Raw genomic sequence first — 16,140 nt, 5'->3', positions numbered from 1 at the left:
GGGCGCGCCCTGCTTTTCCATCGACCGGGTCTGCACGGGGCTGGTGTGGGTGCGCAGCACATGCGGCGGGCGGTCGTCGCCTTCCGCACGGTGCATGTAGAACGTGTCCATTTCCGCCCGCGCGGGGTGGTGGCCGGGGATGTTCAGCGCGTCGAAATTGTACCAGTCGGTGTCGATCTGCGGCCCTTCGGCGACGGCAAAGCCCATATCGGCAAAGATTGCGGTGACCTCTTCTGTGACCTGGCTGATCGGGTGGATCGTGCCTTGGCGGCGTCCCCGACCGGGTAGGGTCACGTCGAGCCATTCGCCGCGCAGACGCTCATCCAGCGCCGCGTCTTCAAGCGCCGCTTTCTTGGCAGACAGCGCCGAATTGATCTCGTCCTTCAGCGCGTTGAGGGCGGGTCCGGTCGTCTGGCGCTCTTCCGGACTCATCTTGCCCAGTTCGCGCATTTTCAGGCTGATCTCGCCCTTCTTGCCGACGGCCTGCACGCGCAGGTCCTCGAGCGCGGATTCGTCGGCAGCGGTGGCAATGAGATCCAAATATTTGTGGCGCAGGTCGTCCATGTCACCCTCCTGAATTCAGGAGGGTCTGCTACCACAGGATACCGGGATTGCAAGATGAAGCGCAGCCCAAAACGTCCTGCCGGGGTCTTGTCGCTATGTTTCCGGAACTGCCCCGTCTGACGTGGGACGGCGACAGGTGCGCAAAAAAGGCAGGGGATCAGCTATGTCCTGCGACATAGATGTTGACGGAAACACCAAATTCAGCAGAACTACACAGATATTTGTCAATATGTTGGGTGACACAACACCCGCTGTGCTGCGCTTATTCGGGGGAAAGAGCATGTCGATACGCATTTTGAAGGAACATTTACCATGGGTGGCGCCAACCGTGGCAATCGTGCTGGCCGCGACGGGCGTCATTCAACTTGGACCACGGGACACCGACACGACGTTCGATCCGAACGAGATGGAAGTGTCGCGCAGCATCACGCAGAACCCGGTCGCCCTGGGCCAGCAAGGCGCGGGGCTTGCGGCGCGCGCTTCGGGTGATGTGTCCGCCGTTCAGGCGGCAGTGATCCAGTCGCAACGCCTTCCAGAGGCTGCCACCACGATCGCGCCAGCCGTCGTGGCCCCAAACCCGGTCGCGGCCCCCGAGGTCGAGCCGCTGCCGGTGTCGATCTCGCCGGACCCGCAAAGCGCGCCTGCCGCCGATCCGGGCGCCTTTTTCAAGGCCGCGCAGGCCAAGCTTGCCCAGGACACCTCCTGCATCGACGATCTGCGGGTGCTGGCCGACGGGGCACGCATCTATTTTCCCAGCGGCGGGCTGACGACCGAAGACGCCGGGATGGCGCAGGCCCGCCTGATCGGGCTGGTGGCGCAGGACTGTCACGGCGTCGAGATCGTGATCACCGGCCATTCCGACCCGTCGGGGGATCCGGCCGCGAACCTGCAACTGAGCCAGAAACGCGCCGACGAGGTGCTCAAGCGTCTGTCGGCCTCGGGGATCGAGACCGCACGGTTCACCGCGGTCGGGCTGGGCAGCCAGGAGCCCTCGGGCCTAACCGGCAGCCAACCGAGAGGGTATTATGACCGCCGCGTTGAATTCGAAATTCGCGAAGCGTCTCGTCAGACAGCCCCGGTCCCGACAGCCCCGCAGCCGCGGACCGAAACTGTCTCGGCCTGTGCGGCAGAGCTTCAGGCAGCAGTGGCCCAGACCAGGCTGTTCTACTCGCCCCGGTCCATCACCGCGCCGTCCGAGGGCATTCCGGCCCTGATCGAGCTGGCCGCACAGGCAAGCTCGTGCCCGGACGCCCGGCTTCGGGTGATCGGTCAGTATTCGGACGAACCGGGATCGGGCGAAACACCGGCCACGGCACGGCTGCGGGCGGTCGCCCTGATGAGCTATCTGGTGGGATCGGGCTTCGACTCTGGCGAGATCATCATCGCGGCCCATTCCACCCCACAGATCCTGCCCGGACAACCGGGACTGAGCGCGCGGCGGGTCGATTTCGACGTGATCCTCGAGAACTGATCTCGTCCGGCGTGAATAGGATTTCAAAGGCGGTGCTTGGGCATCGCCTTTTCAGCGCGCCGCGAGGCCCGCGCGACTCAGGCGGCGTTCCCGGTACACGATCATCAGACCGCCTGCGACGATCAGCAAGGCACCCGGCATCAGCGTGTCGATGGGGGCCTCATCGAAGAACACCCAGCCCAGCCCAAAGGCGATGGGGATGCCGAAATAACTGAACGGGGCAAGATTGCTTGGCTCCGTCATGCGAAAGGAAATCACCAGGCACAGCACGGCAGAACCGCCGAACAGACCCATGAGCACGATCAACCCGAGATCCTGCACACTGATCAAGGGCGTAAACCCACCCAGCAGGATCGCCAGCAGAAACGATCCCAGGGCGGCAACAACCGAAGAATAGAGATTGAACAGCGCGGTCGGCACTTCGGGGTCGATCAGGCGCGCGGTGACCCCCGAATAGGCGTAAAGCGCAGCGGCCCCGAAAGGCAGCAGCATGTGCCAGGAAAACGCATCCGTGCCGGGTTGCATGATCATCAACACGCCGACAAACCCGATCGCCACCGCAGACCACCGGGCAAGGCCGACACGTTCTCCCAACAGGGGAACCGCCAGCGCGGTCGTGAAGAGTGCCGTCGTATAGGAAATCGTCGTGGCCGTGGCAAAGGCCATCAGACCCAGCGACATGTAGAACATGACCTGTGCAAAGGTCACGGCGGCGCCGCGATACACAGCCAGGCGCCATTGCCGGATCTTCAGGCTGCGGCCGCTGCGACGCCATGTCGAGTTCATCCAGAGGGCGATGCCGCTGGGCACCAGACCAAAGAAGTTGCGATAGGCAGACAACTCCGCCGCGCCATAGCGGGGCGACAGGTGCTTGATGATGACCCCCATGAGATCGAAGAGAAGCAGCGCTGCAATGCTGACTAGGATGCCCAACACCACGTTGTCCGTATCTCTTTTCATGGCGTCTGTCCCGGTGCGACCTGAACGCCAAGGAACATGTTTCCACCGTCAAGTCGACGGGTTTGAGCGGGCGCGGCGCGGCTCATCGGCAGAGCGCGTCAGTCGCGCGGACCGACAAGACGGTCGATCGGGGCGTAATCATCGGTCAGCAGGGTGCCTGCCGCCGCAAGCTCGTCGACGAAGCCAGACCCCAGGGCGGCAAATGTCGTGCGCGTCGGGGCCGGCACGGTAAAGCTGTCGACCGGCGTTTCAAATCGTCCCGCTGCGATCACCGTGACGACGCGTTCTCCCGGCGCGGGGCGGCGGGCCTCAGTCCAGACCTCGACGACCGGGAACACGCGGCGCAGGGTTCCGACCAGGCTGCCGACCGCCTGCATCCGGTCGGCGTAGTCGATCACGTTCATGAGGTAGCTGCCGTCGGATGACAGGCGGGTCCGGACCAGGTCGAAGAATTCCTGCGTCACGAGATGTTGCGGCACGGCGGTGTCGGTGAAGGCATCCCCGATGATGACGTCATAGGTGGTGTCCCTTGTCAGAAGCGCACGGCGGGCATCAAGGTGGAGCACATGCGTGGTCGTCGGGTCGAACCAGAATGACTGCACGGCCAACGCGGTCACGGCGGGGTCGATCTCGGCCACGGTGATGCTGGTTCGGCCCCGGTCGGCAAAGGCGCGCGGGAGGGCATAATTGCCACCGCCGATCAGAAAACTGGACGGGTCTGCATTGGGCGCGCGAAGCTGTGTCAATGCATCCAGCATCGCGGCATGATCGGTGAACATCACGTCGGGCGCGTCCTGCGCCGAGATTCCGTGCACAAGATGGTCGATCACCATCGCCCGCGTCGGGCGTGCCGGATCGGCAGAGACATCGACGGTTTGCAGGCAAAAGTAACGGCTTTCGACCGTGCAGGGGCTGTCCGAAAGTGCCGTCGTCACGCCCATCGCCGCCAGCCCGCCGACGATGGCTCCGTGAAGCAGGCGCAGACGCCGGGCGAGTGCGAAACACAGCGCCGCACCGAGCGCATAGACCAGTGTCACCGTCGCCAGCGTCCAGAGGCTGCCCAGCCACGAGATGAAGACAAAGCCTGCCAGCAACGTCCCGAGGATCGCCCCGATGGCCCCGGAGGCGAACATCGCGCCCAGCGCCTGACCCTGACGCGCCGGGCCGGCCAACGACACCTGGGTCAGCAGCGGTGCGGGGATGCCCGCGAACAGGGACGGCAGGAAGAACGCGGCGAACGTCAGCCCGGTGATGCCCCAGACCGGTTGCGGCAAGGCCGTCAGGATCGGCCCGGCCGTGGCGCGCAGGGCGACGCTTGCCAATGCGGTAGTCACAGCCGCCGCAACAAGCGCCCAGCCGGTGGCCGCCATCGGGTTGATGCCGGGACGGTCGGCAAGCCGCCCACCCCACCAATGCCCGGCCGAGAACCCGGCCAGCACAACCGCGATCACCGAGGTCCATGTGTAAAGCGACATGCCGACATAGGGCGCGAGCATGCGCCCCGCGACGATCTCGACCACCATGGACGCTGCGGACACGGTGGCCTGAAGGGCGACAAGCAGCCAGAGGGGCGCCATGGGCATGTTCACTCCGCAGATTGGGAACTGGCCCATGTTGCTTGCCCGCCAGGCGAAGGCAAGGGATCTTCGTGTCAGGCCAAGGCCAGAACCGGTCCGTCCAGAAGGCGCATCAGATCTCCGAAATACCCACCGGATCGCGCCGGCTGGTTCGGGTCCGACGTGATTGCCACCGCAATATTGCGTGCCGCGTGCGCCGCGATGATCTGCCCGCCATAGCCGCGGGCAAGCGTATATCCCGATGGCGACAGGAACCAGCCATAGCCATAGGCAAGACCCGACCATGGGGACCGGGCATGCTGCTGCGTCGAGGCGGCGATCCAGTCTTCCGGGATGATCTGTCGGGCGCCATATTTCCCACCATCCCGCATCAGCATTGCGATCCTGAGCATCGCCGTCGGGCGGAGCGCCATGTTGTTGCCGCCCATGTAATACCCCTGCGGATCGCGAGTCCAAGGCGGGATCTCGATGTCCAGCGGCTCACCAAGCCGGTCGCGGGCCTGCGCCAGAAGGCTCTTGCCCGTGGCCTCGGTCAGGGCGGCGCCAAGGATATGGGTCGATCCGGTGGAATACAGCATCCGCCCGCCGGGCTCGGCCACCATCGGCCGCGACAGCGCATCGGCCAGCCAGTTGCGGGAATTGACCCATGCGCCATAATTCGGACCCGAGGTGCGCTCCAGCCCCGCACGCAAGGTGACGAGATCTTCGAGCGTGATGTCCCCGGCGCCCTCGGTTGCGTCCGGCGGCAGGATCGACGGCGCGACTTCGGACAGGGCAGCCGTCACCGCAGGCACTTCCCCCCGCTCAATGGCCGCGCCAAGCAACAGCGCGACGATGCTTTTCGAGCAGGACTTGATATTCGCGAGGCTGTCGAGCCCCGGGCCGCGCGGCGCTTCGGCAAACACCGTCTTGTCGCCGCGGCTGATCTGAAGCGAGTGCAGCTGCGGCAACGCCTCGACCGCGCTGCGCAGGTCCGAAGTCTGGGCACGCAGGATATGGGGGAAATACAGGGCTGCGCCGCTGGCGCCAAGAAATGTACGTCGATCCATCATACCCATGGGTCTAAGGTCCGGACACGGCGAGTCCAGCGCCCCCCGATCACGTCTGCGTGCAGGTGACCGGGCGCGTCCGACCGGCCACCCTTTCGGCATCAAGACAGGTGGTGCACCTCTTGCAACGCATAGACCGGGGTCGGAAGGCCTTCCATCCGCGCCTTGAGTTGCAGCGCAAGGAATTGCGAATAATGCCGCGACTGGTGCAGGTTGCCGCCATGGAACCACAGGTTTTCCTGCTGGGTGGGCTTCCACATGTTGCGCTGTTCGCCCTCCCATGGGCCGGGATCCTTGGTGGTGTCCGACCCGAGCCCCCAGACCTTGCCGACCTTGTCGGCCATGTCCTGACCCATCAGGTCGGCGACCCAGCCGTTCATCGAATTGTAGCCGGTGGCAAAGACGATCAGGTCCGCTTCCAGCTTTTCACCGCTGTCGAGGATCAGCCCGTCCTCGACGATCTCGGTCACCTGCCCGCGCTTGAGCTTGACCTCGCCATCGATGATGAGCTGGCTTGCGCCCACGTCGATGTAATAGCCCGAGCCACGTCGCAGGTACTTCATGAAGAGACCGGACTCGTCGTCGCCCCAGTCAAGCCAGAAGCCCGCCTTTTCAAGCCCGTCATAGAATTCCCTGTCCTGCTCTTTCATCGCGGCATAGGCCGGGATCTGGAATTCGTGCAGGATCGCGTAGGGCAGCGAGGCAAAGATCAGGTCGGCCTTTTCCGTCGTCACACCAGCATTGACCGCCCGTTCGGAATAAAGATCGCCCAGACCGATCTCCATCAGCGTGTCCGAGCGCACGATATGGGTCGAGGACCGCTGCACCATCGTGACATCGGCATCATGTTCCCAAAGCGCTGCGCAGATGTCGTGGGCCGAGTTGTTCGACCCGACCACAACGCATTTCTTGCCCTTGTATTTGTCGGGGCCCGGATGCTGCGAGGAGTGATGCATCTCGCCCTTGAAGGTTTCCATGCCCGGAAAATCGGGCATGCGCGCCTTGCCCGACATGCCGGTGGCCATCACCAGTTGCTTGGGTCGCAGGGTGACTTCCGTGCCATCGCGGTCCAGCACGACGGTCCATTCCTTCTTGGCCTCGTCATAGGTGGCCGATTTGGCGGTGGTGCGGGTCCAGTAATTCAACTCCATCACCTTGGTATACATTTCCAGCCAGTCGCCGATCTTGTCCTTCGGGGCAAAGACAGGCCAGTTCTCGGGGAACTTGATGTAGGGCAGATGGTCGTACCAGACCGGGTCATGCAGGCAGAGCGACTTGTAGCGCTTGCGCCAGCTGTCGCCGGGGCGGTCGTTGCGTTCGACGATGATGGTCGGCACGCCAAGCTGCCGCAGCCGCGCACCCAGCGCGATCCCGCCCTGCCCGCCGCCGATGATCAGAGTGTAGGGCTGGGTCGCATACCCCAGTTCGGCCGCTTCGCGTTCGCGCTCCTCGGCCCATGTCTCGCGGTTCTTTCCTGCACCATGCCTGGCGCCAAGCGGCCGGTCAAAGCCCTTGGGTTCCTCGAAGCCCTTGAGTTCGACCATCGTGGTCAGCAACGTCCAGATCCTGCCGTCGCGCAGGCGCATCAGGCCAAATCCGCGGGCAAGCTCGGTCTCGAAGGTGATCCAGGCGGTTGTGATGCCGCCATCCTCGGTGACGACTTCACCATCGGCCAGCGCCCAGTTTTGCGGCTTGGTCGTGGCAAGCTGATGGGTCAGCATATCCTCGACCTGATCCTTGCCTTCCACCGTCTTGAGGTTCCAGGTGAAGATCACAAGGTCCCGCCAGTAGCAGTCATCCGCGAACATATCGCGGGCGCGGGCAATGTCGCCGTCTTCGAGGGCTTTCCCGAACTCATCGAGAAAAACCTGCGTTGTGTCAGCCAGTGTCGAGTCGAGCATGATTTCCTCCCATTTAATTATGGGTAAGAGTGCCAAGCCGCGCCAATTTACGCTAGGGAAACTTTCGTCCTGTTGCGCGGCGCTCGGGGCTGCGGATCACGGTGCCTGAACGAAAAAGCCCCGCCAAACTGGCAGGGCTTTCAAAAATTCCGGTCTTCGGGTCGCTTACGCGGCCAAAGCACCCTTGGCCTGATCCACGATCGCACCGAAAGCTTCGGGCTCGTGTACGGCCAGATCGGCCAGAACCTTGCGGTCCACTTCAATGCCAGCCAATGTCAGGCCGTTGATGAAGCGGGAATATGTCAGCGCTTCGTCATGCGACCGCACGGCCGCGTTGATCCGCTGGATCCACAGCGCGCGGAAATTGCGCTTGCGGTTCTTGCGGTCGCGTGTGGCGTACTGGTTCGCCTTGTCGACGGCCTGGCGTGCAACCTTGAAGGTGTTCTTGCGGCGGCCATAGTAACCTTTGGCGGCCTTGATGACCTTCTTGTGACGGGCGTGTGTGGTGGTTCCGCCTTTTACTCGGGACATGGTTCTTCCTCCTTAGCGCGCGTAGGGCATCATCGGCTTGATGATCTGCTCATCAGCCTTCGACAACACGGTGGTTCCGCGCGCGTCGCGGATGAACTTCTTGTGGCGCTTGATCATGCCGTGGCGTTTGCCGGCCTGACCTGCCTTGATGCGGCCCGTGGCCGTCACCTTGAACCGCTTTTTGCAGCTCGACTTCGTCTTCATCTTCGGCATTTCCGTCTCCTGTCATCAGATCGGTGAACGCGCGACTCGGTATGCCATTTCGACCGGCCACGCGGATAGAGCGCGCCGTATAGGCGGGGACGTCGTGCGATGCAAGAGGCTTTGCGCCGGCAAGCCTCTCAGGTGAAGTCCGACAGGACCTGTGCGACCACCCGGGGGATGGATTCGATCGGATATCCCCCCGGCTTGTTGCTGATCGCCCAGACGATCATGCCCCCCGCCACCATGAGGGTGATCGTCGCGATGCGCGGACGGTCCCCGTTCGAGATTGAAGAGACAACCGCCGGAATCGACAGGACGCTCAGCACGAGGCCGATCACAAAAAAAGTATCCGGGTTCATTCACCCTTCCCTCACTCATTACGTGAGGGAAAGCTTACTCCGGATCCGTGTTGTAGATCAAACGTTCGTCGCAGGGCGCCACACGCAGGATGTTGGTGGTGCCCGGCGTGTTGAACGGCACACCTGCGGTCACGAGGATCTGGTCGGTCGCATCCGCATAGCCCCGCGCCCGGGCGGCGCGCGCCGCGTTCACCACAGCCTGCTTGAAGCGCTCGAGTTCGCCGGTGATGACGCATTCGGTGCCCCATGTCAGCGCCAGGCGCCGGGCCGTGTTGACCGAGCTTGTCATGGCGATGATCGGCACGCGCGGACGTTCCCGCGCGGTCAGCAGCGCCGTGGTGCCGGAGGACGTGAAGCAGCAGATCGCCTTGATGTCCGTCGTCTCGGCAATCTCGCGCGCGGCGGCGACGATCCCGTCGGCCACGGTCGCCCGCTTGGCGGCGCGGGAGGCTTCGATGATCTCGGTATAGGTCGGATCGCTTTCGACCTCTTCGGCGACGTTGTTCATCGTGGTCACCGCTTCGACCGGGTAATCCCCGGCGGCGGATTCCGCCGACAGCATGATCGCGTCCGCCCCTTCGTAGATCGCGGTGGCGACGTCCGACACCTCGGCCCGTGTGGGCATGGGCGACTCGATCATCGATTCGAGCATCTGGGTGGCCACGATCACCGGCTTGGCGGCGGCGCGGCAGCGGCGGATCAGGCGTTTCTGGATCGGCGGCACGTTCTGAACCGGAAGCTCGACGCCCAGATCGCCCCGGGCCACCATGATGCCGTCGGACACTTCGAGGATTTCCTCGAAAGCCTTCACCCCGGCGGGCTTTTCGATCTTCGACAGGATCGCCGCGCGCCCCCGACACAGTTCGCGCGCCTCGATCACGTCTTGCGCGCGCTGCACGAAGCTGAGAGCGAGCCAGTCAACGCCAAGGTCGGACACGAATTCCAGATCAGCCCGGTCCTTGTCCGACAGGGCGGCCAGCGGCAGCACCACGTCGGGGACATTGACGCCCTTGCGGTTCGAGATGGTGCCCCCCGCGAGGACGGTGCAATCGGCGAAATCGGTGCCGCATGCCTCGACCTTGAGACGGATCTTGCCGTCGTTCACCAGAAGATGCGCGCCCGGTTCGAGCGCCGCGAAGATCTCGGGATGCGGCAGCGTCACGCGGGTCGCGCTGCCCTCTTCGTCAAGCAGATCAAGCCGGAAGGCCGCGCCCTCGACCAGGTCTTCCTCGCCGTTGGCGAACACGCCGACACGCAGCTTGGGGCCTTGCAGATCGGCCAGGATGCCGATCGTGCTCTTGCAGTCTTCCTCGACCCGGCGGATGATCGCGTGGCGCTCGGCGATCTCCGAGTGGCTGCCATGGCTCATGTTGAGGCGGAACACATCGGCCCCGGCTTCGTGCAGCGCACGGATCACTTCGTAGGTGCTGGAGGCCGGCCCGAGGGTGGCCACGATCTTCACACTGCGCAAACGTCTCATCGGATCCCTGTCCTTCCGCTCGTGTTCCGCGCGGTGACCTGCCCCGTCTCGGACTGGCCGCTGAAGCACCCGCTCCCGGGCACTGTTACCGCTAACTGTTCCCAAGGCTTATTGCCCATTTCACATTGCTGCGCAACTCCACTATCTGATGCGCTCGGGAGATGACGCACGCATGACATACGTACCCTATCTTGTTCACGGAGAGAACCGGTCCTCGCGCTGGCTGATCACCTGCGATCATGCGAGAAACACGGTGCCACCCGACCTCGGTGGCACGCTGGGCCTGCCGGACGCGGACATGGCGCGTCATATCGCCTTCGATCCGGGCGCCGCGGGCGTGGTGACGGCCTTGGCCGATGCGCTGGACGCCCCGGCGATCCTGACGAATTTCTCGCGGCTTGTGATCGACCCGAACCGTGGCGAAGACGACCCAACCCTCTTGATGCGGCTTTATGACGGATCGGTGATTCCGGGCAATCGGACAGCCGGTGCCGCCGAAAAGGAACGGCGGCTGCAGGCTTATTACCGGCCTTATCATGACGCGCTTGCGGCGTTGGCAGCGCGGCGGGACGATACCGTCATCGTCTCGGTACATTCGTTTACGCGACAGCTCAGGTCGCGACCAAGCCGCCCTTGGCACATCGGGATCCTGCACGGCTATGACCGGCGGCTGTCCGACCCGCTCATCACGCTGCTCGAGGCGGAGCCGGACCTGGTGGTGGGCCGCAACCAGCCCTATCCCGGACATCTGCCCGGAGATGCGATCGACCGGCATGCCTTGCATCGCGGACGGCACAACACACTTATCGAGTTGCGCAATGACCTGATAGACACCGAAGCGACGCAGGTCGCATGGGGGCGGCGACTGGCCCCGATGCTGACCGCCGCGCTGGCAAAGACACAAGACTGACCCGGAGGATCCCCAGATGGACGACCAGACCCGACTAGAAATCGAAGCCGCCGCGTTCCGCCGCCTGCGTCAACACCTCATCGAGGATCGGCCGGACGTGCAGAACATCGACATGATGAACCTGACCGGCTTCTGCCGCAATTGCCTGAGCCGCTGGTACCAGGAAGCCGCCAATGCGCATGGCATCGAAATGGGCAAGGACGAGGCGCGCGAGGTGTATTACGGCATGCCGATGTCGGAATGGAAAGCGAAACACCAGACCGACGCTACAGACGATCAGAAAGCCGCGTTCGAGGTCGCGTTCAAGCAGAACGTGACCGACAGGGACGGCTGACCGTCCCAGGCAAAATCACCCTCGGCTGGGGTGAGGGCTTTGCCCTCACACCCCAGATGTATGTGAAATCCAACGAAGCGGGGCCGTGATGCGCCGCTTCAGCGGCTGGCCCCCGGCACCCAAAGCACATCCGCCTTGCCGCCGTCATTGGCGATCCGCGCCGCGACGAAGAACCAATCGCTGAGGCGGTTGAGATACTTCACCGCTGCCGGGTTCACGCTTTCCATGGTTGCAAGCTGAACCACGTGCCGCTCGGCCCGGCGCGCCACGGTGCGACACTGGTGCATATGCGCCGACAGGGCCGAACCCCCGGGCAGGATAAAGCTGCGCAACGGTTCCAGATGGGCGTTCATCGCGTCGATTTCGGTTTCGAGCCGGTCCACCTGTGACGACACGATTCGCAGCGGCGGGTATTCGGCATCCGCATCCTGCTCCATGTCAGGGCGGCACAGGTCTGCCCCCAGATCGAAGAGGTCGTTCTGGATCCGCGCCATCTGCGCATCCAGATCGGTGCCCGCCTGCAGCCGCGCCAGCCCGACGATGGCGTTGAGTTCGTCCACCGTACCGTAGGCGGTCACGCGCATCGAATGCTTGGCGACCCGCGCGCCATTGCCCAGCGCGGTTTCACCGTCATCGCCGGTCTTGGTGTAGATCTTGTTCAGCACGACCATCGTCTATTCTCCCCGCAACCAGACAAACAGCAGGATCAGCAGCACCGCCGCGAATTGCGCGATGATGCGCCAGCGCATCGCCTTGTTGGCGTATTTCTTGTTGAAGTCTCCGCCCTTGGCAAAGCTGCCGATGCCGAACAGGAGCACAGCCACGACTGCAAGACAGGCGATGGCTGCGATAATGAAAAGCGGGTCTTGCATCATGGCGGTTGGCCTTCCTCGGATGGGTGTTCAGCGCCATGTAGGCGTAACGCGGTGCAAGGCGAATGAAAAGTCAGCCTTTGGACAAAACCCAGTCAAGCGCGCGGGTCGGCAGCAGGCGCCGGGCGATGGCCATGGCGTGGGTGGGGGTGGTCACGGCATAGCGCGGCCTGGGGCGACGCGCGGTCAGGGCCTTGAGGACCGCATCGGTCACGACGGAAGGCGGCCATTGCGCCTTGGCGCTGCCGCCCTTGTGCAGCTGGTCCAGCAGGGAGGCTTCGTATTGCGCGCGGCGCGGCGACGCTTGCCAGTCGACCCAACGCTCGAACTGTTTGATCGCATTCGCGCGAAATGCGGTCTCGATCGGTCCGGGTTCGATCAGGACCACGTGGATGCCGGTCCCGGCCATCTCCATCCGCAGCACGTCGGCATAGCCCTCGAGCGCGAACTTGGTCGCGACATAAGCCCCGCGCCAGCGCATCCCGACAAGACCCAGAACCGACGAGTTGAACATGATGCGCCCCTGCCCCTGGCGCCGCATCACCGGGATCAGGTGGCGATTGAGATCGTGCCAGCCAAGGAAATTCGCCTCGAACTGACTGCGCATGCCGTCCGCCGGGATATCCTCGAGCGGGCCGGGAAGCGCATAGGCGCCGTTGTGAAACACCGCGTCGAGCGTGCCGCCGGTCATGCTCAGCACTTCTTTGACGCAGCCGGTGATGCTTGACGGGTCTTCATAATCAAGCCGGGGAGACTGAAAGCCTTCGGCGGCGCGCGCGGCGCAGTCTTCGGAGGACCGGCAGGAGGCGAAGACCGTCCAACCCCGAGATTTCAGCCGCCGCGCGGTATCGAGGCCGATCCCGCTTGAACAGCCGGTGATCAGGATTGTCTGCGAACTCACCTCAGTTCGACGCCGTCACGAGCCATTCGGCAATCCAGCCCTCGTCCCCGGTGAGCGTGTCGCGCAGGTGCAACCAGCCATTGCCCTCGTCCTGGATGATCTCGACCATGTCGTTGCGGTACAGCCTTCCGACCACGGCATAGTCTGTGCCCGGCCCACCGCGCATGTTGACGCGGTCGCCATCGACAAATCGAAAATCCGGCGCGGGGACGATCCGCGGACCGGATTCGGACGCTGCGACCGTGTCTTGCCGTGTCGTGTCGCGCTCTGCCTCTTGAAGGTCCAGCACGTTGTCCGGCTCCAGGGTCGCAAGTTGCACATTGGCGTCGCGGTCCTCCGGGGCTGCGGGGGTTTCGATCAAGGCGCGTGCCGGCGTGACATCGGTCAGCGCGGACATGTCGGCGCGGGCGACGACGGGCGGTTGTTGTGGTTGCTGAGGCTGTGTCGGCTTCGGTTCGGCGAAGATGGCCAGACGGGTGTCCCCCTGTTCGAAATCGGCACCGCCCGACAGTTCATAAAATCCAATGCCCATGAAGGCGAATGTTACCACGATATACTTGTTCATCTTGTCCCCCGAGTGGACCAAACACGTCCAGTCTGCGCAACATTATCGTGATTCTGCGGCCCTGCCGAAGGGGAATGCTAAAAATTATTCCCGCAATTGCTTTACGGCCTCAGAGGGTGTGAGTATCACATCATCTATGGCCAATGATGTCGATGACCCCAAGATGACCCCCCGCGACTTCGCAGAGCCGCTGCGCCGCGCGATTGGCGAACGGTATCTGACCTACGCTTTGTCGACGATCATGCACCGGGCTCTTCCCGATGCGCGGGACGGCTTGAAGCCTGTCCATCGACGTATCCTCTATGCAATGCGCGAACTGCGTCTGAGTTCCACCGGAGGTTTCCGGAAGTCGGCCAAGATTTCGGGTGACGTTATGGGCAACTATCACCCGCACGGCGACGCCGCGATCTACGACGCGATGGCGCGACTCGCTCAGGACTTCGCGGTCCGCTACCCGCTTGTCGACGGTCAGGGCAATTTCGGCAATATCGACGGCGATAACCCGGCGGCGGCGCGCTATACCGAAGCGCGGCTGACTTCTGTGGCCGAGGCGCTGCTGGACGGGCTGAACGAGAACGCGGTCGATTATCGCGCAAATTACGATGGCACGCTGGAAGAGCCTGTCGTCCTGCCCGCGCAGTTCCCGAACCTGCTGGCCAACGGGTCCAGCGGAATCGCCGTGGGCATGGCCACGAACATCCCACCGCACAACATTTCCGAACTGATCGACGCCTGCCTGCACCTGATCAAGGTTCCCGATGCGCGCGACGACACGTTGATGAACTACGTGCCGGGGCCGGATTTCCCCACCGGCGGCGTGATCGTGGAGCCGCGCGAGAATATCGCGCAGGCCTACCGCACCGGGCGCGGGTCGATGCGTCTGCGCTGCAAATGGGAGATCGAGGATCTGGGCCGCGGCCAGTGGCAGATCATCGTCACCGAGATCCCCTACCAGGTGCAGAAATCCAAGCTGATCGAACGGCTGGCCGAACTGATCCAGACAAAGAAGGTGCCGATCCTCGCCGATATCCGCGACGAATCCGCCGACGACATCCGCATGGTTCTGGAACCGCGCTCCAAGAACGTGGACGCGGATGTGCTGATGAACATGCTCTATCGCAATTCCGACCTGGAGACGCGGTTCAGCCTGAACATGAACGTGCTGATCGACGGGCTGACGCCCAAGGTCTGCTCGATGAAGGAAGTGCTGCGCGCCTTCCTCGATTTCCGGCGCGAGGTTCTGATTCGGCGCAGCCAGCACCGGATGGACAAGATCGATCACCGGCTCGAAGTGCTGGAAGGCCTGATCGTCGCCTTTCTGAATCTCGACCGGGTGATCGACATCATCCGCTACGACGACGAGCCCAAGGCCGCGCTGATGCGCGAGGATTGGGGCAAGGATCACCCGCGCGCCATGAACGAGCGCGATTACGTGTCGCCGCCGAGGGTGTCGGGCGACGACGAGCTGGGTCTGACCGAGGTCCAGACCGAAGCCATCCTGAACATGCGGCTGCGCTCCCTTCGCAAGCTCGAAGAGATCGAACTTGTGGCCGAACGCGACCGCCTGATGGCCGAACGCGCCGGGCTGGAAGACCTGCTGGAAAGCGGCGACCTGCAATGGGATTCGATTGCCGAGCAGTTGAAGGAGGTCAAGAAGACTTTCGGAAAGTCTCATCTTTGGGGGGGCCGCCGAACGCTGATCGAAGAGGCGGGCGAAGTCGAGGATGTGCCGCTGGAAGCGATGATCGAGCGCGAACCGATCACCGTGGTGTGCAGCCAGATGGGCTGGATCCGCGCGATGACCGGCCACATCGACCTGAATCGAGAGTTGAAATTCAAGGATGGCGACGCGCCGCGCTTCATCTTCCACGCCGAAACCACCGACCGGTTGCTGGTCTTCGGATCGAACGGGAGGTTCTACACGCTCTCTGCCGCAAGCCTGCCCGGCGGGCGTGGCATGGGGGAACCGTTGCGGCTGATGGTCGATCTGCCGAACGAGGCGACGATCATCGACCTGTTCATCCATCAGCCCGACCGGAAGCTGCTGGTGGCGTCGAGCGCCGGCGACGGGTTTGTCGTTCCGGAAAACGAGGTCGTGGCCCAGACGCGGGCGGGCAAACAGGTGCTGAACGTACGCGGCGACGTGCGCGCCAAGGTGTGCAAGCCCGTGACCGGCGATGCTGTTGCGGTGGTCGGGGAAAACCGCAAGGTTCTGGTTTTTGCGTTGGACGAGCTACCTGAGATGGGACGCGGCAAGGGCGTGCGGCTGCAAAAGTACAAGGACGGGGGCCTGTCGGATGCAACCACCTTCACCCTGGGAGAAGGCCTCACCTGGCGCGACCCGGCCGGACGCACCAGAACCGAAGCCGACCTCGCAGAATGGACCGGCAAACGCGCCGGATCAGGGCGCATGGCCCCGCGCGGATTCCCCAGGGACAACAGCTTCACCTGACGCCGAAACG

Annotated in this window: 16 protein-coding genes and 1 pseudogene; 4 read left to right on the top strand and 13 right to left on the bottom strand. The window is 63.6% G+C overall.

The genetic code is table 11. The annotated features are described in order from the left end of the window. A pseudogene (locus LCF60_RS02255) lies at nucleotides 1-564 on the bottom strand (phenylalanine--tRNA ligase subunit alpha); the annotation flags it as partial. Between the two features lie 316 nt (nucleotides 565-880). Here LCF60_RS02255 and LCF60_RS02250 point away from each other — a divergent pair. Beyond that, nucleotides 881-2,035 carry an OmpA family protein gene (locus tag LCF60_RS02250; RefSeq protein ID WP_292289379.1) on the top strand — a complete coding sequence of 385 codons (1,155 nt, stop codon included), beginning with the start codon at nucleotides 881-883 and terminating at the stop codon, nucleotides 2,033-2,035. A gap of 51 nt (nucleotides 2,036-2,086) precedes the next feature. Here LCF60_RS02250 and LCF60_RS02245 read toward each other — a convergent pair whose 3' ends face one another. The 8 genes from LCF60_RS02245 to pyk form a co-directional block, all read right to left on the bottom strand. Next, the gene (locus tag LCF60_RS02245) at nucleotides 2,087-2,995 is read right to left on the bottom strand and encodes a DMT family transporter (RefSeq protein WP_292289378.1); all 909 of its coding nucleotides are present in this window, start codon (nucleotides 2,993-2,995) and stop codon (nucleotides 2,087-2,089) included. Nucleotides 2,996-3,093: 98 nt separating this feature from the next. Beyond that, entirely contained in the window at nucleotides 3,094-4,578 is a 1,485-nt protein-coding gene (locus tag LCF60_RS02240) for a fused MFS/spermidine synthase (RefSeq protein ID WP_292289377.1), read from the bottom strand. A gap of 68 nt (nucleotides 4,579-4,646) precedes the next feature. Beyond that, entirely contained in the window at nucleotides 4,647-5,624 is a 978-nt protein-coding gene (locus LCF60_RS02235; protein WP_292289376.1) for a serine hydrolase, read from the bottom strand. A gap of 98 nt (nucleotides 5,625-5,722) precedes the next feature. Next, entirely contained in the window at nucleotides 5,723-7,522 is a 1,800-nt protein-coding gene (locus LCF60_RS02230) for an NAD(P)/FAD-dependent oxidoreductase (RefSeq protein ID WP_292289375.1), read from the bottom strand. 165 nt (nucleotides 7,523-7,687) lie between these two features. Then, nucleotides 7,688-8,053: a 50S ribosomal protein L20 gene (rplT, locus tag LCF60_RS02225; protein WP_292285190.1), complete on the bottom strand. Its 366-nt coding sequence runs from the start codon at nucleotides 8,051-8,053 to the stop codon at nucleotides 7,688-7,690. Between the two features lie 12 nt (nucleotides 8,054-8,065). Then, nucleotides 8,066-8,266, bottom strand: coding sequence for a 50S ribosomal protein L35 (gene rpmI, locus LCF60_RS02220; protein WP_085628113.1), 201 nt, complete (start codon nucleotides 8,264-8,266; stop codon nucleotides 8,066-8,068). A 128-nt stretch (nucleotides 8,267-8,394) separates the two neighbouring features. Beyond that, nucleotides 8,395-8,616, bottom strand: coding sequence for a hypothetical protein (locus LCF60_RS02215; RefSeq protein ID WP_292289374.1), 222 nt, complete (start codon nucleotides 8,614-8,616; stop codon nucleotides 8,395-8,397). Between the two features lie 34 nt (nucleotides 8,617-8,650). Beyond that, on the bottom strand, nucleotides 8,651-10,096 hold the full coding sequence (gene pyk / locus LCF60_RS02210) for a pyruvate kinase (protein WP_292289373.1): 1,446 nt from the start codon (nucleotides 10,094-10,096) through the stop codon (nucleotides 8,651-8,653). A 172-nt stretch (nucleotides 10,097-10,268) separates the two neighbouring features. Between pyk and LCF60_RS02205 the strand changes: the two genes are divergently transcribed. Together LCF60_RS02205 and LCF60_RS02200 are read left to right on the top strand one after the other, a co-directional pair. Beyond that, nucleotides 10,269-11,006, top strand: coding sequence for an N-formylglutamate amidohydrolase (locus LCF60_RS02205; protein ID WP_292289372.1), 738 nt, complete (start codon nucleotides 10,269-10,271; stop codon nucleotides 11,004-11,006). Nucleotides 11,007-11,022: 16 nt separating this feature from the next. Then, nucleotides 11,023-11,340 carry a DUF1244 domain-containing protein gene (locus LCF60_RS02200; RefSeq protein WP_292289371.1) on the top strand — a complete coding sequence of 106 codons (318 nt, stop codon included), beginning with the start codon at nucleotides 11,023-11,025 and terminating at the stop codon, nucleotides 11,338-11,340. A 98-nt stretch (nucleotides 11,341-11,438) separates the two neighbouring features. On the opposite strand, the gene LCF60_RS02195 is transcribed toward LCF60_RS02200, so the two are convergent. From LCF60_RS02195 to LCF60_RS02180, 4 genes are all read right to left on the bottom strand, one after another. Then, complete coding sequence (locus tag LCF60_RS02195) at nucleotides 11,439-12,011, bottom strand: cob(I)yrinic acid a,c-diamide adenosyltransferase (RefSeq protein WP_292289370.1); 573 nt, start codon at nucleotides 12,009-12,011, stop codon at nucleotides 11,439-11,441. Nucleotides 12,012-12,014: 3 nt separating this feature from the next. Further along, on the bottom strand, nucleotides 12,015-12,215 hold the full coding sequence (locus tag LCF60_RS02190) for a twin transmembrane helix small protein (RefSeq protein ID WP_292289369.1): 201 nt from the start codon (nucleotides 12,213-12,215) through the stop codon (nucleotides 12,015-12,017). 70 nt (nucleotides 12,216-12,285) lie between these two features. Beyond that, on the bottom strand, nucleotides 12,286-13,113 hold the full coding sequence (locus LCF60_RS02185; protein WP_292289368.1) for an SDR family NAD(P)-dependent oxidoreductase: 828 nt from the start codon (nucleotides 13,111-13,113) through the stop codon (nucleotides 12,286-12,288). A 1-nt stretch (nucleotide 13,114) separates the two neighbouring features. Further along, the gene (locus LCF60_RS02180) at nucleotides 13,115-13,678 is read right to left on the bottom strand and encodes an SH3 domain-containing protein (RefSeq protein WP_292289367.1); all 564 of its coding nucleotides are present in this window, start codon (nucleotides 13,676-13,678) and stop codon (nucleotides 13,115-13,117) included. A gap of 163 nt (nucleotides 13,679-13,841) precedes the next feature. On the opposite strand from LCF60_RS02180, the gene LCF60_RS02175 reads away from it, so the two are divergent. Continuing rightward, the gene (locus LCF60_RS02175) at nucleotides 13,842-16,130 is read left to right on the top strand and encodes a DNA topoisomerase IV subunit A (RefSeq protein WP_292289366.1); all 2,289 of its coding nucleotides are present in this window, start codon (nucleotides 13,842-13,844) and stop codon (nucleotides 16,128-16,130) included. The last annotated feature ends 10 nt before the right edge of the window (nucleotides 16,131-16,140 follow it).

This window comes from Marivita sp. (assembly GCF_020055635.1).
Taxonomy (GTDB): domain Bacteria; phylum Pseudomonadota; class Alphaproteobacteria; order Rhodobacterales; family Rhodobacteraceae; genus Marivita.
Note: the sequence above shows the minus strand (reverse complement) of the source record. Positions and strands in the feature narration are given on the sequence as shown.

Bases quoted from the DNA above. Each gene is read 5' to 3' on its own strand.
- LCF60_RS02245 (WP_292289378.1), bottom strand. From the start codon at position 2,995: ATGAAAAGAGATACGGACAACGTGGTGTTGGGCATCCTAGTCAGCATT.
- LCF60_RS02240 (WP_292289377.1), bottom strand. From the start codon at position 4,578: ATGCCCATGGCGCCCCTCTGGCTGCTTGTCGCCCTTCAGGCCACCGTG.
- LCF60_RS02235 (WP_292289376.1), bottom strand. From the start codon at position 5,624: ATGATGGATCGACGTACATTTCTTGGCGCCAGCGGCGCAGCCCTGTAT.
- LCF60_RS02230 (WP_292289375.1), bottom strand. From the start codon at position 7,522: ATGCTCGACTCGACACTGGCTGACACAACGCAGGTTTTTCTCGATGAG.
- rplT (WP_292285190.1), bottom strand. From the start codon at position 8,053: ATGTCCCGAGTAAAAGGCGGAACCACCACACACGCCCGTCACAAGAAG.
- rpmI (WP_085628113.1), bottom strand. From the start codon at position 8,266: ATGCCGAAGATGAAGACGAAGTCGAGCTGCAAAAAGCGGTTCAAGGTG.
- LCF60_RS02215 (WP_292289374.1), bottom strand. From the start codon at position 8,616: ATGAACCCGGATACTTTTTTTGTGATCGGCCTCGTGCTGAGCGTCCTG.
- pyk (WP_292289373.1), bottom strand. From the start codon at position 10,096: ATGAGACGTTTGCGCAGTGTGAAGATCGTGGCCACCCTCGGGCCGGCC.
- LCF60_RS02205 (WP_292289372.1), top strand. From the start codon at position 10,269: ATGACATACGTACCCTATCTTGTTCACGGAGAGAACCGGTCCTCGCGC.
- LCF60_RS02200 (WP_292289371.1), top strand. From the start codon at position 11,023: ATGGACGACCAGACCCGACTAGAAATCGAAGCCGCCGCGTTCCGCCGC.
- LCF60_RS02195 (WP_292289370.1), bottom strand. From the start codon at position 12,011: ATGGTCGTGCTGAACAAGATCTACACCAAGACCGGCGATGACGGTGAA.
- LCF60_RS02190 (WP_292289369.1), bottom strand. From the start codon at position 12,215: ATGATGCAAGACCCGCTTTTCATTATCGCAGCCATCGCCTGTCTTGCA.
- LCF60_RS02180 (WP_292289367.1), bottom strand. From the start codon at position 13,678: ATGAACAAGTATATCGTGGTAACATTCGCCTTCATGGGCATTGGATTT.
- LCF60_RS02175 (WP_292289366.1), top strand. From the start codon at position 13,842: ATGACCCCCCGCGACTTCGCAGAGCCGCTGCGCCGCGCGATTGGCGAA.